This is a genomic window from Pseudomonas syringae CC1557 (assembly GCF_000452705.1).
Lineage (GTDB): Bacteria > Pseudomonadota > Gammaproteobacteria > Pseudomonadales > Pseudomonadaceae > Aquipseudomonas > Aquipseudomonas syringae_F.
The window spans coordinates 3,611,503-3,634,629 of record NZ_CP007014.1 but is presented as its reverse complement, the minus strand read 5'-3'; the positions used below and the strand labels follow the sequence as shown (position 1 = coordinate 3,634,629).

18 protein-coding genes are annotated in these 23,127 nt (G+C 59.4%); 7 read left to right on the top strand and 11 right to left on the bottom strand.

The window, feature by feature from the left end:
- The first annotated feature begins 23 nt into the window (after window positions 1-23).
- Window positions 24-1,508: a T6SS phospholipase effector Tle1-like catalytic domain-containing protein gene (locus tag N018_RS15985; protein WP_025390191.1), complete on the top strand. Its 1,485-nt coding sequence runs from the start codon at window positions 24-26 to the stop codon at window positions 1,506-1,508.
- Between the two features lie 3 nt (window positions 1,509-1,511).
- Here the strand turns inward: N018_RS15985 and N018_RS15980 are convergent, their stop codons facing one another.
- Complete coding sequence (locus N018_RS15980; protein ID WP_024645521.1) at window positions 1,512-1,748, bottom strand: DUF2789 domain-containing protein; 237 nt, start codon at window positions 1,746-1,748, stop codon at window positions 1,512-1,514.
- A gap of 460 nt (window positions 1,749-2,208) precedes the next feature.
- Here N018_RS15980 and N018_RS15975 point away from each other — a divergent pair, with 460 nt between their 5' ends.
- The gene (locus tag N018_RS15975) at window positions 2,209-2,676 is read left to right on the top strand and encodes a hypothetical protein (protein ID WP_024645520.1); all 468 of its coding nucleotides are present in this window, start codon (window positions 2,209-2,211) and stop codon (window positions 2,674-2,676) included.
- A gap of 18 nt (window positions 2,677-2,694) precedes the next feature.
- Here N018_RS15975 and N018_RS15970 read toward each other — a convergent pair whose 3' ends face one another.
- From N018_RS15970 to N018_RS15940, 7 genes are all read right to left on the bottom strand, one after another.
- Window positions 2,695-3,075, bottom strand: a complete 381-nt coding sequence (locus N018_RS15970) for a Na+/H+ antiporter subunit G (protein WP_024645519.1) — start codon at window positions 3,073-3,075, stop codon at window positions 2,695-2,697.
- Window positions 3,072-3,350 carry a K+/H+ antiporter subunit F gene (locus N018_RS15965; protein WP_024645518.1) on the bottom strand — a complete coding sequence of 93 codons (279 nt, stop codon included), beginning with the start codon at window positions 3,348-3,350 and terminating at the stop codon, window positions 3,072-3,074. The genes N018_RS15970 and N018_RS15965 overlap by 4 nt, the downstream gene beginning before the upstream one ends.
- Window positions 3,347-3,835 (bottom strand): Na+/H+ antiporter subunit E, encoded by a 489-nt coding sequence (locus tag N018_RS15960; protein WP_025390190.1) that lies wholly within the window; start codon window positions 3,833-3,835, stop codon window positions 3,347-3,349. Before N018_RS15960 ends, N018_RS15965 begins: the two co-directional genes overlap by 4 nt.
- Window positions 3,832-5,517: a monovalent cation/H+ antiporter subunit D gene (locus tag N018_RS15955; protein ID WP_024645516.1), complete on the bottom strand. Its 1,686-nt coding sequence runs from the start codon at window positions 5,515-5,517 to the stop codon at window positions 3,832-3,834. The genes N018_RS15960 and N018_RS15955 overlap by 4 nt, the downstream gene beginning before the upstream one ends.
- Complete coding sequence (locus tag N018_RS15950; RefSeq protein ID WP_007251310.1) at window positions 5,514-5,858, bottom strand: Na+/H+ antiporter subunit C; 345 nt, start codon at window positions 5,856-5,858, stop codon at window positions 5,514-5,516. Before N018_RS15950 ends, N018_RS15955 begins: the two co-directional genes overlap by 4 nt.
- Complete coding sequence (locus tag N018_RS15945) at window positions 5,858-8,776, bottom strand: monovalent cation/H+ antiporter subunit A (RefSeq protein WP_025390189.1); 2,919 nt, start codon at window positions 8,774-8,776, stop codon at window positions 5,858-5,860. The genes N018_RS15950 and N018_RS15945 overlap by 1 nt, the downstream gene beginning before the upstream one ends.
- 163 nt (window positions 8,777-8,939) lie before the next feature.
- On the bottom strand, window positions 8,940-9,863 hold the full coding sequence (locus N018_RS15940; protein WP_025390188.1) for a DMT family transporter: 924 nt from the start codon (window positions 9,861-9,863) through the stop codon (window positions 8,940-8,942).
- Window positions 9,864-9,974: 111 nt separating this feature from the next.
- Between N018_RS15940 and N018_RS15935 the strand changes: the two genes are divergently transcribed.
- Together N018_RS15935 and N018_RS15930 are read left to right on the top strand one after the other, a co-directional pair.
- On the top strand, window positions 9,975-10,544 hold the full coding sequence (locus N018_RS15935; RefSeq protein WP_025390187.1) for a helix-turn-helix domain-containing protein: 570 nt from the start codon (window positions 9,975-9,977) through the stop codon (window positions 10,542-10,544).
- 68 nt (window positions 10,545-10,612) lie between these two features.
- On the top strand, window positions 10,613-12,025 hold the full coding sequence (locus tag N018_RS15930) for an FAD/NAD(P)-binding protein (protein WP_025390186.1): 1,413 nt from the start codon (window positions 10,613-10,615) through the stop codon (window positions 12,023-12,025).
- 601 nt (window positions 12,026-12,626) lie between these two features.
- On the opposite strand, the gene N018_RS15925 is transcribed toward N018_RS15930, so the two are convergent.
- The gene (locus tag N018_RS15925; RefSeq protein WP_024645511.1) at window positions 12,627-13,733 is read right to left on the bottom strand and encodes a sigma-54 interaction domain-containing protein; all 1,107 of its coding nucleotides are present in this window, start codon (window positions 13,731-13,733) and stop codon (window positions 12,627-12,629) included.
- Entirely contained in the window at window positions 13,733-14,872 is a 1,140-nt protein-coding gene (gene ssuD, locus N018_RS15920) for an FMNH2-dependent alkanesulfonate monooxygenase (RefSeq protein WP_024645510.1), read from the bottom strand. The genes N018_RS15925 and ssuD overlap by 1 nt, the downstream gene beginning before the upstream one ends.
- Window positions 14,873-15,163: 291 nt before the next feature.
- On the opposite strand from ssuD, the gene N018_RS15915 reads away from it, so the two are divergent.
- Entirely contained in the window at window positions 15,164-16,075 is a 912-nt protein-coding gene (locus N018_RS15915; protein WP_024645509.1) for a Ku protein, read from the top strand.
- A gap of 36 nt (window positions 16,076-16,111) precedes the next feature.
- Window positions 16,112-18,703: a DNA ligase D gene (gene ligD, locus N018_RS15910; RefSeq protein WP_025390185.1), complete on the top strand. Its 2,592-nt coding sequence runs from the start codon at window positions 16,112-16,114 to the stop codon at window positions 18,701-18,703.
- Between the two features lie 75 nt (window positions 18,704-18,778).
- On the opposite strand, the gene pssA is transcribed toward ligD, so the two are convergent.
- A complete protein-coding gene (gene pssA / locus N018_RS15905) occupies window positions 18,779-20,122 on the bottom strand; it encodes a CDP-diacylglycerol--serine O-phosphatidyltransferase (RefSeq protein ID WP_024645507.1) in 1,344 nt (447 codons plus the stop codon).
- Between the two features lie 806 nt (window positions 20,123-20,928).
- On the opposite strand from pssA, the gene N018_RS15900 reads away from it, so the two are divergent.
- Complete coding sequence (locus tag N018_RS15900) at window positions 20,929-23,115, top strand: TonB-dependent receptor (protein ID WP_025390184.1); 2,187 nt, start codon at window positions 20,929-20,931, stop codon at window positions 23,113-23,115.
- Window positions 23,116-23,127: the final 12 nt, after the last annotated feature.

The window sequence follows — 23,127 nt, the reverse complement described above, 5'->3', positions numbered from 1 at the left end:
GCGCCTCAATGGACGGAAGAGTTATGGACAGTACACGGAGTGTCAAACAGTCTGCCGCGTTTTCGGGCGTGGCAGCTTTGCAGGTTACCGCGCGTATAGGCGTATTTTTTGACGGCACCGGTAATAATCGGGTCAACAGTCAGATCGGCGCCGATTGCCGGGCATTGCTGGAAGTCAACGAAGGCAGGCACATCAAGGAGTGCGCCGGGCGACATGCTGATCCGGGCAGTAGTTACAGCAATGAGCTAAGTAACATCGCCTTGCTGGTGGCGCTTTATCGTCATCAACCGGTCGCCGCCAATGACGGGCAGGGTTTGAGAATCTATTACCCGATTTATATAAGCGGTGCCGGTACGACATCCGGTGAGCGTGATTCTGTATGGCCGGGGCAGAGCTTTGGTCGTGGCGTCACGGGTGTGGTTTCCAAGGTGGAAAACGCGTTTGGAAAGCTGGGTGCGCTACTCAAGACCTTCCCCGGGGATAATCCGGATTGCGTGCTGGGGGCGCTGGAATTTGACGTGTTCGGCTTCAGCCGTGGTGCGGCGTCGGCGAGACATTTCGTCAACGAAATCCTCAAACGTGATATCGGCATGCTTGAGCCGATACTCCGTAGCCGTAAAGTGCGGTTGAGCGAAAACTTTATCTGGAGCAACGACAGTGTGGTGCTCAAGGTCATCGGGCTGTTCGATACCGTTGCGGCCATCGGGAGTGTCAAGGATCTGGGCAACACGAGTGACGCCTGCAATCGACGCGTCAACCTGTATCTGCCGCCAGGATGCGCCCAGCAAGTGCTGCATCTGGTGGCGCGTGATGAAAATCGACGCAATTTTGCGCTCAATAGCATTACGCCCGGCTGGCCTGAGGAAATAACCTTGCCGGGGGCCCATTCCGATATCGGTGGTGGTTACCCGCCACAGATGGAGGAAAACGTATTAATGACTCGCCCGCGTATGAGCGCTGTGCGGCGTGGCAGTCCTCCGGAAACGGCGACTTGCTGGCAGGAAGCGCAGGTGGAGTTGGCCAAAATGGATTTCAGTCAATGGATCGATCCGCTCGACAGTCAGGCGTCGTTGCAGGTCCGGTCATGCGCAAGCAGCCGCAATATCTGCAAAAAAACGCTCTCCAGTGCTGGTGTTATCGTGGCTGCGGTGTGCATGCATCGGCAGGTTTTTGGCCATCTTTCACGGGTTTCGTTGCAGATCATGCATACGCTGGCCTGTGATGAGGGCGTGCCGTTCGGTCCCGTTCCGCATGCGCCTCACTTACAGCTTCCTCCCGAACTGGAGGTGATTGCGCGCAAGCTGATCGACTATGCGCGAGGTGGCTCTTATACGTTGACGGGCGAGGAAGAGCAGATCCTGCGCTGGCGCTACATTCATCAGTCTGCGCACTGGAGCGCGGCACTCGGCCGAACGGGCAGCCTCAGTGATGCGGTATTCGTTCACGCTCCAGCGCCGGGTGGCCGGATACTGCACCCCAATGTCGTGCAGCCCGGCTACCCGCAGTGAGTCTCAAGGCTTTTTATGCAAGCGGGCATTAAGGTCGTCGACCACGGGCGCCCACTCGGCATCCTCATGCAACTGCTCGTGAAGGAAGTCAGCTTGTCTTTCACTCCAGAATTCGGCGTCGATCAGCTTCACATCGTCAGCCAACTGATGGCTGGCGATGAATGCTTCAATGCTGTCATCGTCGGACTCAAGGCCGAGTTGAGCGAAAAGGTCATTCAGGGTGGTTGTGGTCGGTTCCATGTCATCTCCTAGACGAGGGGGATCCCCGTGTTGTCATCAGTTCTCTATGGGAGTGACAGCTGTCTGCAAGAGTTCGATGCATTTACCGGTCTGCAAACGGCAATCTTTTTTGCTCCTTAGGTTAATGCTATGTTTCCACGGTGCCAGATGTCAGTGCGACCGCGGCCTGGAGCGCACCCAGAGCCTCTGGACAGTCCCTGATTCATGTGTCGAGCAGGCGCCAGTGCCCTTGCCGTGTCCTCCTTGTGACATTGATGTGTACAAAAGGAATATATCCCGTGAAGGCAATGAGCCGGTAGAATCCGCCTCCAGCCTGCACAGTTCAGCGGTAGCCGATTCATCGTTCCCGCGTGCAGCGCGTCAGCAGGTATCTGGCCGTGCCGTTCGGCCTGTGAATGAGTCACTTATTGACTGCCTGAACATCAGGCAGCCTCATTTTTCATGTTTGAGGGTTTGTACTTTGGCTGTAAGTAACCTGGATACCCATGCTTTGTTCGTGCTCGGCGATCTTCGCGCACAGTTGGTCAAGCAATTTCAATCCCGTTTTGTCTACATCACCGAGCAATCAGCCGAAGGCATCTACATCGCTGAAATTGACACCGAGACTGCCTTGGTGGTCGATGACAAGCCGCGTCTGGAACTCAAGGTCGGCGACCATTTTCGCGCGGCTGTGCTGCCGAGTCGTGAAGGTGGAAAGCTTGAATTGAAATTCCGTGAGGTGAAGGTCACCGTTTACGGATTGGGTGAATATGCTTTTGTCGATACGCCCGAAGGCCACGGAATCGTGTTCAAGGAAGGGCATGGTGTGGTCATGGTCTTTGCCGCAAAAGAACAACTGCTGACCGGTATGAGCAAGGTCCTGAAAACTGCGGTTGGCAAAGCCGCGAAATGGCGCAAGGGCGAACTGACCTTCAAAGCCAGCGAATAACGCTCGCGCACACCGTCTTCAACCTGCGTTCGACTCACCATCGACACGGCCACTGCTGACCTCGGCTGGCACATCTTCACCGGCCATGCGTTTGCGGAACAGCGCAGTGCGCGCGAGCAGCAGGGTGGTCACAGGCACCGTTATCGCCAGTAACACCGGAATCAGCCAGGCATGGATGACCGGTTCGGATTTCAGTGCCGAGAAGTAGATGATCGATGCCAGTGCCACGCACCAGGCACCCAGTGTCGAAGCCAGTGCCGGTGGATGCATGCGTTGAAAGAAGTCTTTCAGACGCAACAGGCCCAGCGCCCCGGTCAGGGCGAACAGGCTGCTGGCGATCAGCAGCCCGGCCGTCAGTATTTCAGCCCAGAAAGGTACGGAAACCGGTAATTCGTTCATTCGATCACTTCTCCGCGCAGCAGGAATTTGGCCAGTGCGAATGAGCCGACGAAGCCGAACAGGGCGATCAGCATGGCTGCCTCGAAATAGGTGTCGCTGGCGTAGCGGATGCCCAGCACCAGCATCATCAGCATGGCGATGATGTACAGGTAATCCAGCGCCAGTACCCGGTCCTGCGCAGAAGGGCCTTTGATCAGGCGTAGCAAGGTGATCACCATGGCCAGGGCAAAGATCAGCAGGCTGATCAGAATGGCGTTGTCGAGCAGATTACTCATTGAAAGATCTCCATCAATGGACGCTCATAGGTAGTCTTGAAGTGCTCGATGAATTGCGCCTCGTTCTCCAGATCGAAGACATGCATCAACAGCACGCTGCGATCCAGCGCCAGTTCTGACCAGACCGTGCCGGGCACTACAGTGGTCACGATTGCCAGTGCCGCCAAGCCGTGGGCATTGTGCAGGTCCAGCGGGATTCGCACGAAGGCCGAGCGGGGTGGTCGACGCTTTAGCCGCCAGATGCTCAGACCGACCTGGAGGTTGGAAACCACCACATCACGCCCTACCAGCCAGAAGAACTTGAGGATCGTCCCTGGTTTGCGAATGCGTACCGGCAGCGGACGTAAGGGCGCCATCAGCAGCGGTGCCAGAAAGCCCAGCAAGGCGCCCAGCAACAGGTGGCCGGGGCTGACAGAAAGGTTCAGTACCAGCCACAGCGCCCACAGCGCCATAGAGAGCAAGGGTGCCGGAAACACACGTTTCATGGTTGCCCCTCCGGATTGACTTCATGACTGGTCGGGCCGGGTATGGGGCGTGTGGCGAGCACCGATTGCACATATTGCTTGGGCTCATGCAGCGCTGCGGCGGTGTCTTGTGTATAGCGCAGCAGCGACTCTGCCTTGAAGGTCAACGCTATGCACAGGCCCAGCAGGATAATGATCGGTAGGCACTCGTTGCGCCGCAACAGCGGCGAGGGGCGCTCGTGGGGTGTCCAGAAGCGCTGGGTGCCCAGTCTGGAAAAAGCGATCAGCGATGCCAGTCCGGAAAAGATCAGCAGACCGATCAGCATCCAGGAGCGCGTCAGCAATGCTTCGTCCTGGGCGACATCCAGCCCCAGCGGATTGAGCAGGGCACTCAGCAGCGTCAGCTTGCCAATGAACCCGGAAAGCGGCGGCATGCCGATGATCAGCAGCGCGCAGATGATAAAGCTCAAGCCCAGAAAGGCCACGGTCATGGGAATCACCTGGCCGACCACGACTTTTTGTTCGTCGTCCAGATTGGTGCCGGGCGGCGGATGCAGTGACTCCATGGCACGCGGCAACTGGTCCGCGTCTTCTTCCAAAGGGATTTCGTTGGCTGATCGCGAGCGCTCGATCAATTCGCCCAACAGGAACATCGCACTCAATGCCAGCGTCGAGCTGACCAGATAGAACAGTGCGCCCGACGTCAGGCTGGGCTGTGCGAAGCCGATCGCCGACAGCAGGATGCCTGCCGATACGAGAATGCTCAGGCTGGCCAGGCGCTCCAGACGCTGGGCGGCGATGATTGCTATCGCCGCAGTGAAGATGGTTGCCATGCCACCAAAGATCAGCCATTCGCCGCCGAAGAAGGCAGAGGCGCCGGCCTGCCCTGAAAACAGCAGCGTCCATAGGCGCAGCAAGGTGTAGATGCCTACCTTGGTCATGATCGCAAACATTGCTGCAACTGGCGCGCTGGCGGAGGAATAGGCCGGAACCAGCCAGAAATTCAGCGGCCACATACCGGCCTTGGCCAGAAACGCCGTTGCCAGAATCGCCGCACCGGCATGCAGCAGACCCAGATCAGCTTCTGATACCTGAGGAATCTTGATCGCCAGATCTGCGAAGTTAAGTGTGCCGGTCACGCCGTAGATCAAGGCTGCGCCGATCAGAAAAAGCGACGAGGCCAGCAGGTTGATCGAAATGTAATGCAGGCCTGCCGACACGCGTGCCCGTCCGGAGCCGTGCAGCATCAGGCCATAGGAGGCTGCCAGCAGCACTTCGAAAAATACGAAAAGGTTGAACAGGTCAGCAGTCAGAAACGCGCCGTACAGGCCCATGAGCTGGATCTGGAACAAGGCGTGGAAGCTTGCACCGGCGCGATCCCAGCGCGCCAGGGCAAACAGCAGCGCGCAGACACCGACGATGCCGGTCAGCACCATCATCAATGCCGACAGATGATCGACGACCAGCACGATACCGAACGGTACGCCCCAGTTGCCCGGCAGATAGACACCAATCGATCCGCTGTTGCCGGTGTGCTGCACCCAGAGCATCAGCACCACGGAGATGCCCAGCCCGAGGATGCTTGAGAGCAGGTTGATACGCCCTTTGAGCGGGCGGTGCTTTTCACCCAGCCAGAGCATCAGCCCGGCGGTCAGCAATGGCAGCAGGATCGGCGCGATGATCAGTTGCGTCATCCCGTTCATGCCTTGGGCTCCCGGCCATCGACGTGGTCGGTGCCGGTCAGGCCTCGGGAGGCGAGCAGCACCACCAGAAACAGGGCGGTCATGGCGAAGCTGATGACGATGGCGGTGAGCACCAGTGCCTGCGGCAGCGGGTCAGTGTAATTGAGCAGGTCCTGCGGAATGCCGTCCTTGATGATTGGCTCTTTGCCGATGAACAGGCTGCCCATGCTGAAAATGAACAGATTGACCCCGTACGACAGCAGACACAGGCCCATGACTACCTGGAAGGTTCGCGGACGCAGGATCAGCCAGACTCCCGACGCGGCGAGAACACCGATGGCGACTGCGATAACTTCTTCCATCAGAGAATTCCTTGCGGATTGGCAACAGGCTTGGGCAGTTGGGTCGGGCGATGACTGCGCACCGACTGGTGAGCCAGCGCGGTGAGAATCAACAGGGTCGAACCGACCACTACGGCATACACGCCGACGTCGAAAAACAGTGCGCTGGCGATATGGATGTCACCCAGAATCGGTAAATCGACATGCGCGGTATGGGTCGTCATGAACGGATAACCCAGCGCCATGGAGCCGGCGCCGGTCAGGACCGCGCACAGCAGGCCGGTGCCCATCCAGCGCAGCGGCCGCAGGCTCATTTGCGCTTCCACCCACTGAGTACCGGCAACCATGTACTGCAGAATGAACGCCACCGACATCACCAGCCCGGCAACGAATCCGCCGCCAGGCTGATTGTGGCCGCGCACGAACAGGTACATCGAAATAATGAAAGCGATCGGTAGCAGCAACCTGACCAGCGCCGCCGGGACCATCATGAAACCGAGCGCCGTGTCACTGGCTCCACGCGGGTTGATCAGGTCCGTCACCACGTCGCGCGCCAGCAAGCGCTGCTGCGCAGGCAACAGGATGCTTTCCTTGGGCGGGCGGAAGCGCCGCAACAGGGCAAACACGGTCAGCGCCACGGCTGCCAGTACGGTGATTTCGCCAAACGTGTCGAAACCACGGAAATCCACCAGCATCACGTTGACCACGTTGGTGCCGCCGCCTTGCGGCAGCGCACGGCTCAGGTAGAACGACGAGATGGCGTTGGGCGTCTGGCGGGTCAACATGGCGTAGGACAATGTCGCCATCCCCAGGCCGACCAGAACCGCCAGGCCGAAGTCGCGAATACGCCGGGTGCGAGCGCGCAGGCGGGCGCTGAGCGGGGCGACGTCTTCGTTGCGTCGCGGCAGCCAGCGCAAGCCAAGCAGGATCAGCACCGTGGTCACCACTTCCACCACCAACTGCGTCAGGGCCAGGTCAGGGGCCGAGAACCAGACGAAAGTGATGCAGGTCATCAACCCGCACACACTGACCATGACCAGCGCCGCCAGACGGTGATATTTGCCCTGCCATGCGGCGCCCAGCGCGCAGGCGATCGCGATCAGCCACAGCGTGACAAACACCCCTGAGCCCGGAATCTTGGGTCGGTCACCCCAGGTCAGGCCGCTGAAATACATCGGAATGAAACCGCCCAGCACAGCAGCCAGCACCAGCAGAAACAACTGCGGCTGCAAGCGACGGGTGCTGACCTTGCGCTCGAAACGGCGTGCCCAGTGCATCACCACCACCAGGCTGCGCTCGAACACGCGCTTGCCGTTGAGTCTGCCCACCAGTGGCGGGGCGGTGATACGTTCCTGCTTGAGCGGTTTGCGCAAAAACAGATACAGGATGATGCCGCCCGCCATGGCCACAAGACTCATGATGATCGGCGCGTTCCAGCCATGCCAGATGGCCAGGCTGTACTCGGGCAGCGTGCCACCCACCACCGGCCGGGCGGCCGCTGCCAGCAGTGGCGCAACCGATTGTGCCGGGAAAATACCGACCACTACGCAGGTCAGGACCAGAAACTCGACCGGCGCACGCATCCAGCGCGGTGGCTCATGGGGCAGGCGCGGGAGGTCTTTGGCGGCCGGGCCGAAAAACACATCGACGGTGAATCGCAACGAATAGGCAACGCTGAATACGCCAGCGATGGTCGCGACCACCGGCAGTGCCATTTCGACCCACGCCGTGGCCGAGATGAAGACGGTTTCGGCAAAGAACATTTCCTTGGACAGGAAACCGTTGAGCAGCGGCACGCCTGCCATTGACGCGCTGGCCACCATCGCCAGCGTCGCGGTGTAGGGCAGCAGTTTGACGAGCCCGCTGAGCCGCCGGATATCCCGCGTCCCACTTTCGTGGTCAATGATCCCGGCGGCCATGAACAGCGAGGCTTTGAACGTGGCGTGGTTGAGGATGTGGAACACGGCGGCGACGGCCGCCAGCGGGCTGTTCAGGCCGAGCAACAGTGTGATCAGGCCTAAATGGCTGATGGTCGAGTACGCCAGCAGCCCCTTCAGATCATTCTGGAAAATGGCTGCGTAGGCGCCAAGAATGAGCGTGCAGGCACCTGCGCCGCTGACCATCCAGAACCATTGTTCGGTGCCTGACAACGAGGGCCACATACGGGCCATGAGAAACACACCGGCTTTGACCATGGTTGCCGAATGCAGATACGCCGACACCGGTGTCGGCGCCGCCATCGCGTGGGGTAGCCAGAAGTGGAACGGGAACTGGGCGCTTTTGCTCAGTGCGCCGATCAGAATCAGGCTCAGCAACACCGGGTACAGGGCGTGGGCACGGATCATGTCACCGGATGCCAGTACGCGGTCCAAATCGTAGCTGCCAGCCACATGCCCGAGGATCATCATGCCCGCCAGCAAAGCCAGACCGCCAGCACCGGTCACCATCAGTGCCATGTAGGCACCGCGCCTGGCATCGGCGCGGTGATGCCAGTAGCCGATCAACAGGAAGGAAAACAGGCTGGTCAGTTCCCAGAAAAACACGATCTGGATCAGGTTGCCGGACATCACCAGGCCCAGCATGGCGCCCATGAATGCGAGGAAAAATGCAAAGAAGCGTGGCACCGGATCGTCCGGCGACATGTAGTAACGGGCGTACAGCGAGACCAGCGCCCCGATGCCCAGCACCAGCATCGAGAACATCCAGGCAAAGCCGTCGATGCGCAGGACAAAATTCATTCCCAGGCTGGGCAGCCAGAAATATTCCTCCCGAATCACGCCGCCATCGGCAATCTGCGGGAACCACAACGCCATCTGGATTGCGCCGACCAAGGCAACCAGACCCGCCAGAAAGGATTCAGCGTTACGCGCGTTGTGCGGCAAAAAGGCCGCCAGACAGCTGCCGATAAAAGGCAGAAGCAGTAGAACTATCAGGGACATAGGCTTCTAATCTGCAGGAGAATGTCAAGCATCATACGTGCCAGAGAACTCAATACCAAACGAACACGTTTCGAAATTTCCTACAAAAAGTGTCTGAAAATTTTTACATCAGTACATCCAGGTTGCGCTAAACAATCATTTTTCACCAACGGACAAGTCCTCATCAGTGAGTTTCTCGTACACGATTCTGCTCGGTGTCGGCGATTTCCGTGGCGGGTGAGCGTCGTTTCATCTCGCTGACAATCACTCCCGCCACGATCAGCGCCGCGCCGAGCAGGGCAATTCCCGGCAGGCGCTCACCGGCCAGTCTTCCGACAATCCCGGCCCAGACCGGTTCACCCGCGTAGATCACGGTCGCGCGGGTCGGCGAGACGCTACGTTGCGCCCAGTTCATGGCAATTTGAATCGCAGCGCTCATCGCCCCCAGGCCCACCGCGCTGAGCACCAGCAACCAGGAAAACCCCGGCAGACTTTCCTGCGTTGGCACGATCATCAGAAACGCCAGCACCGAAGCGGTTGCCAGCTGCACCACCGTCACCCGACGCACATCGACCTTGCCTGCATAGGCACTGATCATGATGATTTCAGCAGCAATGGCGACTGTGCTGATCATCGTCACGATTTCACCTGAGCTCAGGTTCATGGACGAGCCTTGTGGGCCTGAAACCAGCATCAGGCCGATGAAGGCCAGAACAATTCCCAGGGTCGGCATCAGCCCGGGCCGCCGCCCCAGCACCAGCCATTGCAGCAACGGCACGCAGGGCACATAAAGAGCGGTGATGAAGGCCGACTGGCTGCTGGGGATGGTCTGCAAGCCGATGGTTTGCAGGCCGTAGCCCAGCATGATCGACGTGCCGATCAGTACGCCTGCCTTGAGCTCCAGCAATGTCAGCCCGCGCAGTACGTTCATCGAGAATAGCGCGACGATCACTGCCGCAGCGGCGAAGCGCAGGCCGACGAAAAACATCGGGCCGCTGACCGTCATCGCGTGCTGCACCAGCAGGAACGTGCCGCCCCAGAGCATAGTGATCAGAATCAATACAGCTTCTGCTTTACTGATACGGGGCAAGCGGCTGATAGACTTCATGTCAGTTCCGGATTCCTGTTCATTGCGTTGGGTATGATGAGAGACGGGACGCTTTGACAGTCTCCTTAAAGTGGGCAGTATACTGCGCAGCGGTTTCACGTGAGCACTTCCATGCACAAAGAAAACCCTCGACGCGCGCCTGTGCTGCAACATGTCAGCCAGAACGTTCGGCGTCTGCGCAATGCGGCAGACCTCAGCCAGACCGCTCTGGCAGATAAATCCGGTGTCAGCCGACGCATGCTGGTGGCCATCGAGGCCGGAGAGAAGAACGTCAGTCTGGCGACGCTGGACCGTGTCGCTGAAGCGCTCGGAGTTGCATTCAGTGATCTGATTCAGGCCCCTGACAGCCGTGATCACAGTCGTATCAACGAACTGGCCTGGGAGGGTACGATTGCTGGCAGCAAAGCAGTGTTGCTGGCCAAGGCGATTGCCCGGCGCGAAGTCGAACTCTGGGAGTTCTGTCTTGAACCCGGAGACGCTTACGCATCGGAAGCCGACCCCGACGGCTGGAGCGAGCAGGTGTATGTGGTAGAAGGGCACCTGACGTTGCGTCTGGCCGAGCAGGGGGCCGCGCAACATATCGGGCCGGGTGAATTCTTCATGTTTCCCAGCAATCAGCCGCACCGTTACTGCAATGAAGGCGCGGTGCGACTGCGCTTTGTGCGCAACGTGGTGCTGTAGCGCGCTTTCCCTTCAGCACACCCGACGAGTAATCCGACTTTATTACAACCCGACCGAGGCGCTGTTCGATGAGCGATGAGCACTACCAAACGGCCGATATTCTGATCATCGGTGGCGGCTTGAGCGGCAGCATGCTGGCTGTGCAGCTATTACGCCGACCGGGTCAGCGCCGGGTCCTGATCATAGAGACCCGCCGCGAGCTGGGTCGTGGCGAGGCCTACAGCGCGACCGAGCCGGGGCACACGCTCAATGGCAATGCGGCGCGCATGAGCGTTGATCCGGATAACCCCGATGACCTCACCGAATGGCTGTCCGGGTATCTGGCCGAGGGCGGCTGGCCCGAATCCGTAGAGCAGAAAGTACCGGTGGCCGAGCTGTTTCCGCCGCGTGGTGTTTTCGGTCTCTACGTTCAGCAGCGCTTGCGTGAGGCCAAGGCCGTCGGAGCGGTGCATGGCTCGACGGTGGAGCATGTGCAAGCTGAAGCGGTCGATCTGCAGCTTGACGATACCGGTGTCAGTATTACATTGGCGGACGGCTCTGTGCTTAGTGGCAGTCGTGCAGTGCTGGCCACCGGCATGTATGCCGCTTCACGTACCCCGTTGCGCGAGTCGAACGGGCTGAATACAGCGGGTCTGGACCCTTGGGATGTGGCTGCCATGCGCCAGCTTGATCCGCAGGCGAAGGTCATGATCATCGGCTCCGGGCTGACCATGGTTGACGCGGTGGTGTCGCTTGAAAAAGCCGGGCATCGCGGCCCGATTCAGGTTTTTTCGCGCCACGGTCTGCTGCCTCACGTGCGCCGCCAGCCGCCGGAGTGGCCCGACTTTCTGGCCCAGGACACCAGTATCCGGACGACTCGACAGTTGTTGCGCAAAGTGCGTGAACAATGCGAACTGGCCATCGAGAGCGGGATCGATTGGCAGGCCCCGCTGGATACCGTGCGCGCGAACGTCGGTCGGCTTTGGAACCAGGCAACCGACAGGCAGCGTCGACAGTTCGTACGCCACGTGCGGCCGTGGTGGGAAAGCCACCACCATCGCTCGCCGCCGCCGAGTGCCGCGCTGCTGGCCAGGCTGGTCAGGCAGGGAAGGCTGAGCATTGAGGCCGCATCGTTGCAGGCAGTTGCAACTCTGCCTTCCGGGCAGGTACAGATCAACGTCCGCTATCGGGGTGAGAGTAAGCCTTCGCAGCTATCAGGTGATGCGCTGATAAACTCCACCGGCATCGAATACGACTGGCGTCGCGTGGACCGTCCGTTGCCTCGCCAGTTGCTGGCACGAGGACTGATTCAACCCGGCCCACTGGCACTGGGCATCGCCGCCGACGCAGGTGGCGCGGTGCTCAATGAACAAGGTCGGTACGCCTCCCGCCTGTTCGCCATGGGCCCGCCATTGCGCGGCATGTGGTGGGAAAGCACTGCAGTCACCGACGTAGCGATTCAGGCCAAAGCGCTGGCAATGCGCCTGGCTTCCCTGACCTGAAGAGTCATGATAAGTGTTCTTCCAGACACCTCTCGTTGCTCACGCTTCAGCATGTAAATGCCCGTTGTAACGCTCTGCGTCACATATCCGTGATAATGCTTTAGCTTTAGATGTGCTTTTCAACCACGATGGCACTGACGACGCCGATTGCGACGTAAGTGACGGCTGAGCCCTGACACTGATCCGGGGGATGCTCGGCAGGACGCCGAGCAAGCCGCACCGGGCCCAGACTGCGTAAAAACGCTGTGCCAAAACTGAAGTGCGCGCTTCTACGTTAAATCTGAAATTTGTCGGTATGTGAGCAGATACAGATTTTGCGCAGGGACGCGATTTTCAGGTCGTTTTTAGATGCCTATCTCGCCGAAAATCGTTTTTACACAGTCTGGGCCATGGATGGCCCGTTGCGGCGACCCCCGGATCAGTGACAGGGCGAAGGAACCCGACGAAGTCGGGCCGGAAACGGAGCCTGGGGGTTTGCCTACTTTGGCCCCATCAAAGTAGGTCGCCGAGGGGCGAAAAGGTGCCTTGAGTCGAAAACATATCTAACCGACCTCGCAAAACCTCTGTGTGACGCTGAGCGTTAAGAACTGCATTCCCACGCTCACACCGACACATGCAGCATCCGGTCACCCTGCACATTCTCACCCGGCCTGCGCTTGTTGACCGCCAGTTCACCGATCTTGATCAGACGCGTGCGCGTCACGTTCCGCGTCAGGCCCAGCAAACTGGCGGTGTGCACCTGGTTGTGATGGCAGAAGCGATAGGCCGTTCGCAGCAGCGTGTCCTCGACCTTCTCGTGCAAGGCGCCTGCCTGTTCCTCGAACAGCTTCTGGAACGCGCGATTGAGCAACTGCTCGGCGGATTCGTCAGCTTGGCTGTATTCGTCCTGACGCTCGATTCTGAGGTTGGACATGCGCAGATCATCACGCTGGATGATGCCGTCACGGCAGACCAGCAAGGTGTGATGAATAACGTTTTCCAGCTCACGAATGTTACCCGGCCAGCTGTAGGTCTTGAGCTTGTGTTCGGCCTCGGGACTTATCCGTACCGGGCCATGCCGCAGGCGCTGGCTGTAGACCTCGATGAAGTGTCGGGCCAGCGGCAGAATATCGCCGGGCCGCTCGCGCAACGGGCTCAATTCCAGGTTGACCACGTCCAGCCGGTAATACAGATCCTCGCGAAAATGTCCTGCGTTGATGGCCTTTTCCAGTTGTACATTGGTGGCCGCCAGCACGCGCACATCAATCGGAATGCTTTTGCGCGAGCCCAGCCGCACCACTTCGCGTTCCTGAAGCACACGCAGCAGCTTGACCTGAAGGGTCATGGGCAAGTCGCCAATCTCGTCAAGAAACAGCGTGCCGCCGTTGGCCTCTTCAAACCAGCCGGCCTTGGCGCTGATTGCGCCGGTAAAAGCCCCTTTGTCGTGGCCGAACAGCTCGGCTTCGATCAGGTTCTCGGAAAAGGCCCCGCAGTTAACGGCCACAAACGGCTTGTCACGCCGGGCGCTCAGCTCATGGACATGCCTTGCGACCAGCTCCTTGCCGGTGCCGGTCTCACCAATAATCAGCACGCTGGCATCGCTTGGTGCAACCTGGCGTACGTGGGCGAGCAGGGCCCTCGACTTCGGGTCTTCGAACACCTGCGCAGTGGCCCTGATCGAGGTCGCCAGCGCAGGCGAGTGCGGTAAGGTCAGCAGTTGCCCTGACATCACTTGGCCTGCGGGGGCAGATCGTTGGCGATCATTTCGCCAAACGGCCCCGTCAGATTAGTGATGCCACGCCCGGCCAGGCTGGCGTAAGGCTCAGGCAGCAGCGGGAACACCAGTTCGGCGAAACGGTAGGCTTCTTCGAGGTGCGGGTAGCCGGAAAAGATGAAGCTTTCGATGCCCAGGTTCGCGTATTCCTTGATGCGTTCCGCCACTTCCTGCGGGTTGCCGACCAACGCTGTGCCCGCGCCGCCACGAACCAGGCCCACACCCGCCCACAGATTAGGGGCGATTTCCAGATTGTCGCGGCGCCCGTCGTGCAGTGCCGCCATGCGTCGCTGGCCTTCCGAGTCAAAGCGCGAGAAGGACTTCTGCGCCGCCTGAATGGTTTCGTCGCTGATGTGCTCGATCAGCGTGCTGGCGGCTTTCCAGGCTTCTTCGCTGGTTTCCCGGACGATCACATGCAAACGAATGCCGAACTTCACGGTACGGCCCTTGCGTGCTGCACGTTCCCGCACATCGGCCAGCTTCTGCGCGACGGCTGCTGGCGGCTCGCCCCAGGTCAGGTAGACATCCACCTGGTCAGCGGCCAGATCATGTGCTGCATCCGAAGAACCGCCGAAATACAGCGGCGGGTAAGGTTTCTGGATCGGCGGGTACAGCGCCTTGGCGTTTTTTACGCGCAAGTGCTTGCCTTCGAAGTCGACTGCTTCGCCTTGCAATACGCGACGCCAGATCTGCAGGAACTCGTCGGTGACTTCATAGCGCTCGCTGTGATCAAGAAAGCTGCCGTCACCCCGGTTTTCGTCCGGATCGCCACCGGTCACCACGTTGATCAGCAGGCGGCCACCCGACAAACGATCCAGCGTGGCGGCCATACGCGCCGAAACAGTTGGCGAGATGATCCCCGGACGGATCGCTACCAGATACTTCAAACGCTCGGTCAGCGGCACCAGTGCCGAAGCGATCACCCATGAGTCTTCACAGGAGCGGCCCGTAGGAATCAGCACCCCGTAGTAGCCCAGATCGTCGGCAGCCTGCGCCACCTGCTTCAGGTAATTCAGGGTGACCGGGCGCGCGCCCTTGGTGGTGCCCAGATAGTGGCCGTCGCCGTGAGTCGGAAGAAACCAGAAAACGTTCATGACAAATCCTTGGGAGTGATCAGCTCGGTCAGAGCTGACGGGACCTACTGTTGGAGTGCAGACAGTCTGCCAACAGCGTTCGAGGTGGGGCCATTTATAGAACGTCTGATTTATTCCGCAAAAGATCGTTAAACCATATTTTTAGATCGTTAAGGAATATGTCAGCTTGGCTGGCACTCGGTAATTGCGTGTAGAGCCTTCTGGTGCAAGCGTTTGGCAGCGCTCGTCAGGCTGCCGAAACTTTTCTCGGGCCTGTCCGGTCACCTGTTCACGATCAACAGGAGTCAGACCATGGCAAGGGCAATCTGGAAAGGCGCGATCAGCTTTGGACTGGTGCATATTCCCGTCGCGCTGGTGTCTGCGACGACGTCGAACAGCGTGGATTTCGACTGGCTCGACAAACGCAGCATGGACCCGGTCGGCTATAAGCGGATCAATAAGGTCACCGGCAAGGAAGTTACCAAGGAAAATATCGTCAAGGGTGTACTGCACGAGAAAGATCGTTATGTGGTGCTCAGCGAAGAGGAAATACGCTCTTCGCACCCCAAGTCGACGCAGACCATCGACATATTCGCCTTCGTCGACAGTCAGCAGATTCCCTTGCAGAACATCGACACGCCTTATTTTCTGACCCCTGACAAGCGTGGTGAAAAAGTCTACGCGCTGTTACGCGAAACCCTGATGGAAACCAAAAAGGTCGCGTTGGCCAACGTTGTGCTGCACACCCGTGAGCACCTGGCGGCGGTCATGCCGCTGGAATCGGCGCTGGTGATGGTGATCCTGCGCTGGCCCGCCGACGTGCGCGAGCTCGATGCGCTGGAGCTGAGTGAAGCAGTGACTGATGCGCAGTTGAACAAGAGCGAGCGCGACATGGCCAAGCGGCTGGTCAAGGACATGAGCGCAGACTGGGAGCCGGAAAAATACCGCGATACCTTCCAGGAGAAGATCATGAAACTGGTCGCAACCAAGGCCAGCGAAGGCAAGATCGAAGATGTCGAGACCGATCCGGGAGAGGAAGAACGCAAAAGTGCCGATGTCATCGACCTCACCGATCTGCTGCGCCGCAGCCTGGCGGGCAAGGGCGGCGCTGGCAAGGCAAGGGCGAGTAAACCCGCTGGCAAAGCTGCTGGCAAGACTGCGGCCAAGGACGAGAGCAAACCCAAGCGGCCCGCCCCGCGCAAGAAAACCGGCAAAGCGTCTTGAGCCAAAAGCCCCTTTATCCTTCTGGAGAAACCGGCCATGGCCAAGCCAGCCAGTGAATACACACGCAAGCGCAATTTTAATGTCACCTCAGAGCCTGCCGAGAGCAAACGCAAAGGCAAGGCGCGGTCCAGCGCGCTGAGCTTTGTGATTCAAAAACACGATGCGCGTAATCTGCACTACGACTTCCGCCTGGAACTGGATGGCACGCTCAAGAGCTGGGCGGTTCCTAAAGGTCCAAGCCTGGACCCGAAGCAAAAGCGTCTGGCGGTGCATGTCGAGGATCATCCGCTGGATTACGCCGGTTTCGAGGGCAGCATTCCGCAAGGGCAATACGGCGGAGGCGACGTAATTGTCTGGGATCGGGGCATCTGGCAGCCCCATGGCGATCCGCAAAAGACTTACGAGGAAGGCAAGCTCAAGTTCACGCTGGTCGGCGAGAAGCTCAGCGGCGAGTGGGCGCTGGTACGCACGCGGCTCAAAGGCAGCGGCAGTAAGGAACAATGGCTGCTGATCAAGGAAAAGGACTCGATTGCCCGACCCGCCGACGAGTACGACATCACCCAGGAACAACCACAAAGCGTGATCAGCGGCGCGCATGTCGGGGCCGGGCGTGCAGCGTCTGCCAAGCCCAAGCCCAAGCCCGGCAATGCAACCAGTAAGGCCAAGGCTGCAACGCCAAAAGTTGCAGCATCAAAAGCCGAGCCGAAAAGAGCCAAAACAGCGATCCCGGATGCGTTGTCGCCACAACTGGCAACGCTGGTGGATGCCCCGCCCGCAGGTGAGTGGCTGTACGAGATCAAGTTCGACGGCTACCGCATGCTCACGCGCATCCAGGATGACGAAGTGCGTCTGTTCACCCGTAACGGCAATGACTGGACCGATCAACTGCCTGAACTGGTCAAGGCCCTTAAAGGCTTGAAGTTGCAGGACAGCTGGTTCGACGGCGAAGTGGTGGTGCTCGACGAACAAGGGTTGCCCGACTTTCAGGGCCTGCAGAATGCCTTTGATGAGGGGCAAAGCAAGAACATCCTGTATTACCTGTTCGACATGCCGTTTCTGAGTGGCGAAGATTTGCGCGAAGTGCCACTGGAACAGCGTCGTGACGCCTTGAAACAGGTGCTCGGCAGCCAGCGCAGCCGCGTGCTGCGCTACTCCGATGCGTTTCAGGCCGGGCATCAGGACATTGTTGCCAGCGCCGCTGCAATGGGCCTCGAAGGGGTGATCGGCAAACGTGCCGGCAGCGCCTATGTGAGCAAGCGCAATCCCGACTGGATCAAGCTCAAATGCCGTTTGCGTCAGGAGTTTGTGATCGTCGGCTATACCGCGCCGCAGGGCAGCCGCTCGGCGTTCGGCGCGTTGTTGCTGGCGGTCAATGACGCCAAGCAAGGCCTGGTGTACGCCGGGCGGGTCGGCACTGGCTTCAACGAAGCGACACTCAAGCAATTGCACAAACAGTTACAGCCGTTGCAGCGCGAGACCTCGCCGCTGGCAAAAAAACTGAGCGCAGCGCAGGCGCGAGGTGTGCAATGGTTGGAGCCACAGCTGGTCTGCGAAGCAGAGTTTGCCCAGTGGACCCGCGAGGGTATTCTGCGTCAGGCCGCATTCGTCGGCTTGCGCACTGACAAGCCTGCAAGCGATGTGGTGCATGAACAGGCCCAGCCGGCGAAGGCTGTCAGCAAAACCAAGGTCGCTTCAGCCGCTCCCAAAACGGGTAAAAAAACCGCTCAGGGCAAAGTCGACGTATCAGGAACTGGCATCAGCCATCCGGATCGGGTCATCGACAGCAAGACCGGTACGCAGAAGATTGAACTCGCGCAGTTTTACGCGTCCATTGCCGAATGGATTCTGCCTTATCTGAACAAGCGTCCGGTGGCACTCTTGCGCTGTCCTGAAGGCATCGATGGCGAGCAGTTTTTCCAGAAGCACGCCGAGCATCTGGCCATTCCAAATATCAAGCAGCTTGATCGCGCACTGGACCCCGGTCATGCCGCGCTGATGGAAATCGACTCGGTGCAGGCGCTGGTCGGTGCGACGCAAATGGGTGCCATCGAATTGCATACCTGGGGCGCGACCCGCGACAAAATCGAGACGCCTGATCACCTGGTACTCGACCTCGATCCGGACCCGGCGCTGCCTTGGCGGAGCATGATCGAGGCCACCCAGATGGTACTTGCCGTGCTTGATGAGCTGGGCCTGGAAGCTTTTCTGAAGACCAGTGGCGGCAAGGGCATGCACATCATCGTGCCGTTGGCGCGGCAGGCCGACTGGGACACCGTCAAGGCGTTTTCCAAGGCGATTGCCGAGTTTGTCAGTCGGCAACTGCCCGAGCGCTTTACGGCCACCATGGGGCCGAAAAACCGGGTCGGGAAGATCTTTGTCGATTACCTGCGCAACAGTCGCGGCGGCAGTACAGTCACCGCCTATTCGGTACGCGCCCGGCCGGGTTTACCGGTCTCGGTGCCGATTGCACTGGATGAGCTGGCGGGTCTGACGTCGTCGGCGCAGTGGGACATCACCACGCTTGAGCAGCGTTTAAGCACGCTCAAGGATGACCCTTGGGCGGGCTACAGCAACCGCCGAAAAATCACGCAAAAGATGTGGAAGCAGTTGGGTGCCAAACAGCCTTGAGGGCGGGTTGGTGAACAGTGCCGTCAGCGGGCGCTCAGGTCTGAAGAAGAGCTGGGCACCCGCTGAAGTGAACGCCTATAGAATCCGGTACAGCAGGCGTTCGACCCTGACCCGACTGACCCTGCGCAGGAACTTGCGCACGCCTTCGGGATAGTTGGCCAGAGTGTCGAGTTCATCGTACTGGTTGACGCGCTGGGTGTTGCGCATCAAATGCGCGATCTCTGCCTCGCGGGGATCAGTCCACTGGCCCTGCGGGTCATCGACTAGCAGACCGTTTTCCAGGTCAAGATTGAACGCGCGCGGGTTCAGGTTGTTGCCGGTCAGCAAGGTATAGCGCTGATCAGCCCAGATACCCTTGAGGTGGAAGGTGTTATCGCCGTGCTTCCACAAATGCACGTTCAGGCGCTGCTGGGCGATCGCCTTTTGGTGTTTTTGCGCAAAGCGTCGCAGGCTGATCTCATACAGATAGGGCAGGGCCGAGATCACCTTGAACGGCTCGTCCGGGTCGATGAAAAAGTCGTTGGCGGTTTTGTCGCCAATGATGATGTCGACCTGTACCCCACGCTTCAGTGCCCTGTTGATCTCGCGAGTCACGGCCACTGGCAGGTTGAAATACGGCGTGCAGATGGTCAGTTGAATCTTGCTGGAAGCGATCAGGTCGCAGATAACGCGATTGAGCTTGTTGCGTGGGCCGACGCCCAGCAACGGGATCACTCGCAACGCGCCGTTTTCCTTGTCGCCCACCGAGGTGTCATAGGCAGCGCGCTTCAGATCACCGCGAAACGCGCGAATCTCGCTACGCAGGCTGCGCGAACTCGGTGGCGATTGCAGGTCCAGACGATGCACTGCTGGCGACGGCAGAATTTCCTGCTGCACCAGATTCACAAACGAGTCGGCCAGCGGTGCGCTTTCGATCAGGTGATAACGGTCTAGGCGGTACTTATCGAGTTTGTGCAGATAGACATTGTTGATGCTCGCGCCAGTGTAAAGCACGCAGTCATCGACCACGCTGCCCTTGAGGTGCAATACGCCGAACAGCTCGCGGGTCTGCACGGGCACACCATAGATCGGCACTTCTTCGTCATATTCGAGGTTTTGCGCCTGATACCAGGTCGAATTGCCCGGCTGCCGTCCGGCCCCGATCAGGCCCCGCTGCGCACGAAACCAGTCCACCAGCACCGCCACATCCAGCTCTGGCCGAGCTGCTTTGGCGGCATACAGGGCATCGAGCACCTCCTGGCCTGCCTCATCCTGTTGCAGGTACAACGCAGTGATGTAAATACGGCGCGTGGCCGAAGCAATCTTCTCCAGCAGACAGCGCCGATAATCGGCCGCGGAAGAAACAATGGAGATAGCATCACTCGGCAAGGCAAAACCGCGAAGCGCTGCCAGGGTCGAGCGTCGGAAAGTGGACTGCATAGGCCTCTCGATGGGAAAACCAATAGCGTGTGAGCTTACACGAGAGTAGGGGGCAGGTGGCTGTCGCCGACCTGTTTCAAAGCATTGCCGGGTGGGTGCTTATCGCGCCAAACAAATGCTCAACCCCCATGCCACTGTGCATCGACAGGCAGTGCACGACGTTCCGCCTCCCAAATCCCCGTCACGTCAAAACGTCATGTTTCGCCTGAAGCCACTGCTCTAGATGCGCTTTAGATGTGCTTTAGATTTGCTTTTTCGATCGCGATAGCCCTGACGACACCGATTGCGACGTAAGTGACGGCTGAGTCCTGACCCTGATCCGGGGGTAACTCGGCAAGGACGCCGAGTTAGCCGCACCGGGCCATGGATGGCCCGTTGCGGCGACCCCCGGATCAGGGGCAGGACGAAGGAACCCGACGAAGTCGGGCCGGAAACGGAGCCAGGGGCTTTGCTCACTTTGGCCCTTTCAAAGTGAGTCGCCGAGGGGCGAAAAGGTGACCTGAGTCGAACCTGAATCTCCCTGATATCGCAGAACTCTGTGACGCGGAACGTCACGAAATGCATCGCCACGCAAAGCACTCATCGTTATACACAAGTCTTGAAGAGCCCGAAAAATCGGGTTCTCAGGCTTATGGCCGTAAAAGCGTGGGAGCGAGAATAGTCGCAAGTTCCACGCTGTAACATCTCGCAGAAAAATAAACGATAACCATTCCCAGTAACATCTGATAGCATTTCGCATCCACTGAGTCGGTCATCTCCAGGAAGGTCTCATCCGATCTCGCTTACCCCGTTAGCAGGATCTCTTCATGCACACCCCATCGTTTCCGATGCGCCTCACGTTGCTCGCGTTTTGCTGTTCCATTGGTTCTCCGGCCTGGGCCGCTACCGCTGCTGCCAGCCAGCAGGACGGCCCGATGGTGCTGGGAGAGACCGATATCAGTGCCGACAAGGCCGACCCGCATGCCCTTCCACCCGTCTATGCAGGCGGGCAAGTGGCACGTGGCGGACAGCTCGGCGTTCTGGGGAATGCCGACATCATGGACGTGCCGTTCACCATGACCAGCTACACCGAGCAACTGATCGAAGATCAGCAGGCCGAAGACGTCGGCGATGTACTGTTCAATGATTCATCGGTGCGCCAGTCATCCGGTTATGCCAACGCCTCGAAAGTATTCGTGATTCGCGGCTTCAAACTGACCACCGATGATATTTCCTACAACGGCCTGTACGGCGTACTGCCACGTCAGCTCATATCCACCGACGCGCTGGAACGGGTTGAGGTGTTCAAAGGGCCAAATGCGTTCATCAACGGCGTAACGCCAACCGGCTCGGGCATCGGCGGTGGCGTCAACCTGCAGCCCAAGCGTGCCCAGGACACACCGACGCGTCGTTTCAGCACCGACATCAGCAGCGACGGCCGGGTCGGCGAGCACCTGGACCTCGGTCAGCGTTTCGGCGAAGACAACCGTTTCGGCGCACGGCTGAACCTGTCTCAGCGCGAAGGCGAAACCGGGGTCGAGGACGAAGAGCATCGCAGCAAGCTGTTCGCCCTGGGGCTTGATTATCGGGGTGATAACTTCCGCATCTCCGGCGACTTCGCTTACCAGAAACAACGTATCAATCAGAGCCGCAACACGGTGTTTGTCGACAGCGCCCTGACCAGCGTGCCGCACGCTCCGGACTCGGATACCAATTACGCCCCGAACTGGACCTGGACCGAAACCGAAGACACCTTCGGCATGAGCCGTGCCGAGTACGACCTCAACGAAGACTGGACGCTGTATGCCGCAGTGGGCGCGAAGCACACGCGCGAGGTGGGCGTTTATGGCTCGCCGACCGTCCACGATGCCGCAGGTAACACCACGGCCGCACCGTCTTTCATCCCGCACGGCGAAGACAACAAGACGGCCATGGCCGGTATCAATGGCAAGTTGCAGACTGGCGCGGTCAGCCACAAGGTCAACTTCGGGCTGTCCGGGATCTGGACCGAGCAGCGCAGTGCGTATCTCTTCGGCGGCACCTCCAGCAACAACCTTTACGACCCTGTTTCGCAGGAGCGTCCGGCACTCGACAGTTTCACCGCAGGCGACCTGAATGACCCCGGCATCGTTGGCAAGAGCCGTATGCGCAGTGTCGCGTTTTCCGACACGCTGGGTTTCTTCGATGATCGACTGCTGTTGACCGCAGGCCTGCGTCGTCAGCAATTGCGTGTGCAGGGTTATCAATACGGCAGTGGCCCGCGCAATGCCCTGTATGACGAGGCGATCACGACGCCGGTCTATGGGGTGGTGTTCAAGCCTTGGCAGCATGTGTCGTTCTACGCCAACCGCATCGAAGGTCTGGCGCAAGGGCCGACGGCTCCCGATACAGTGACTGTCAACCCCGGTGAGGTTTTCCCTCCATCGCGTTCAAAGCAGCTAGAGGCGGGCGTGAAGCTGGACATGGGCACGTTTGGCGCGAGCCTGGGCGTGTACCGCATCGAGCAACCGGCTGACGGCTACCAGGTGCTGGAAGGCACCGATTCTCGTTATGTCCGCGATGGTCAGCAGCGTAACCGTGGCGTGGAGATGAACGTCTTTGGCGAGCCTGTCAGCGGCCTGCGCCTGCTGGCCGGTTTGACCCTGATGGACACCGAGGTGAGCGGCACCTCGGGCGGCAGCAACGACGGCAACCGGGCCATCGGCGTGCCGACCTTCCAGTTCAACGCAGGTGCCGATTGGGACGTGCCTGGCATCGCGGGCGCTGCGGTCAGCGCGCGCATGCTGCGTACAGGTGGGCAGTACGTCGACGCCGCCAACGAGTTGAGCATTCCGACCTGGAACCGCTTCGATCTGGGCGCACGGTACACCTTCAACGTTGCGCAGAAGGACGTCACCCTGCGTGCCAACGTCGAGAACCTGATGAACAAGGACTACTGGGCATCAGCCAATGGCGGCTACCTGACTCAGGGTGAGCCACGCACTTTGAAACTGTCGGGCACCATCGATTTCTGATGAATCGATAAC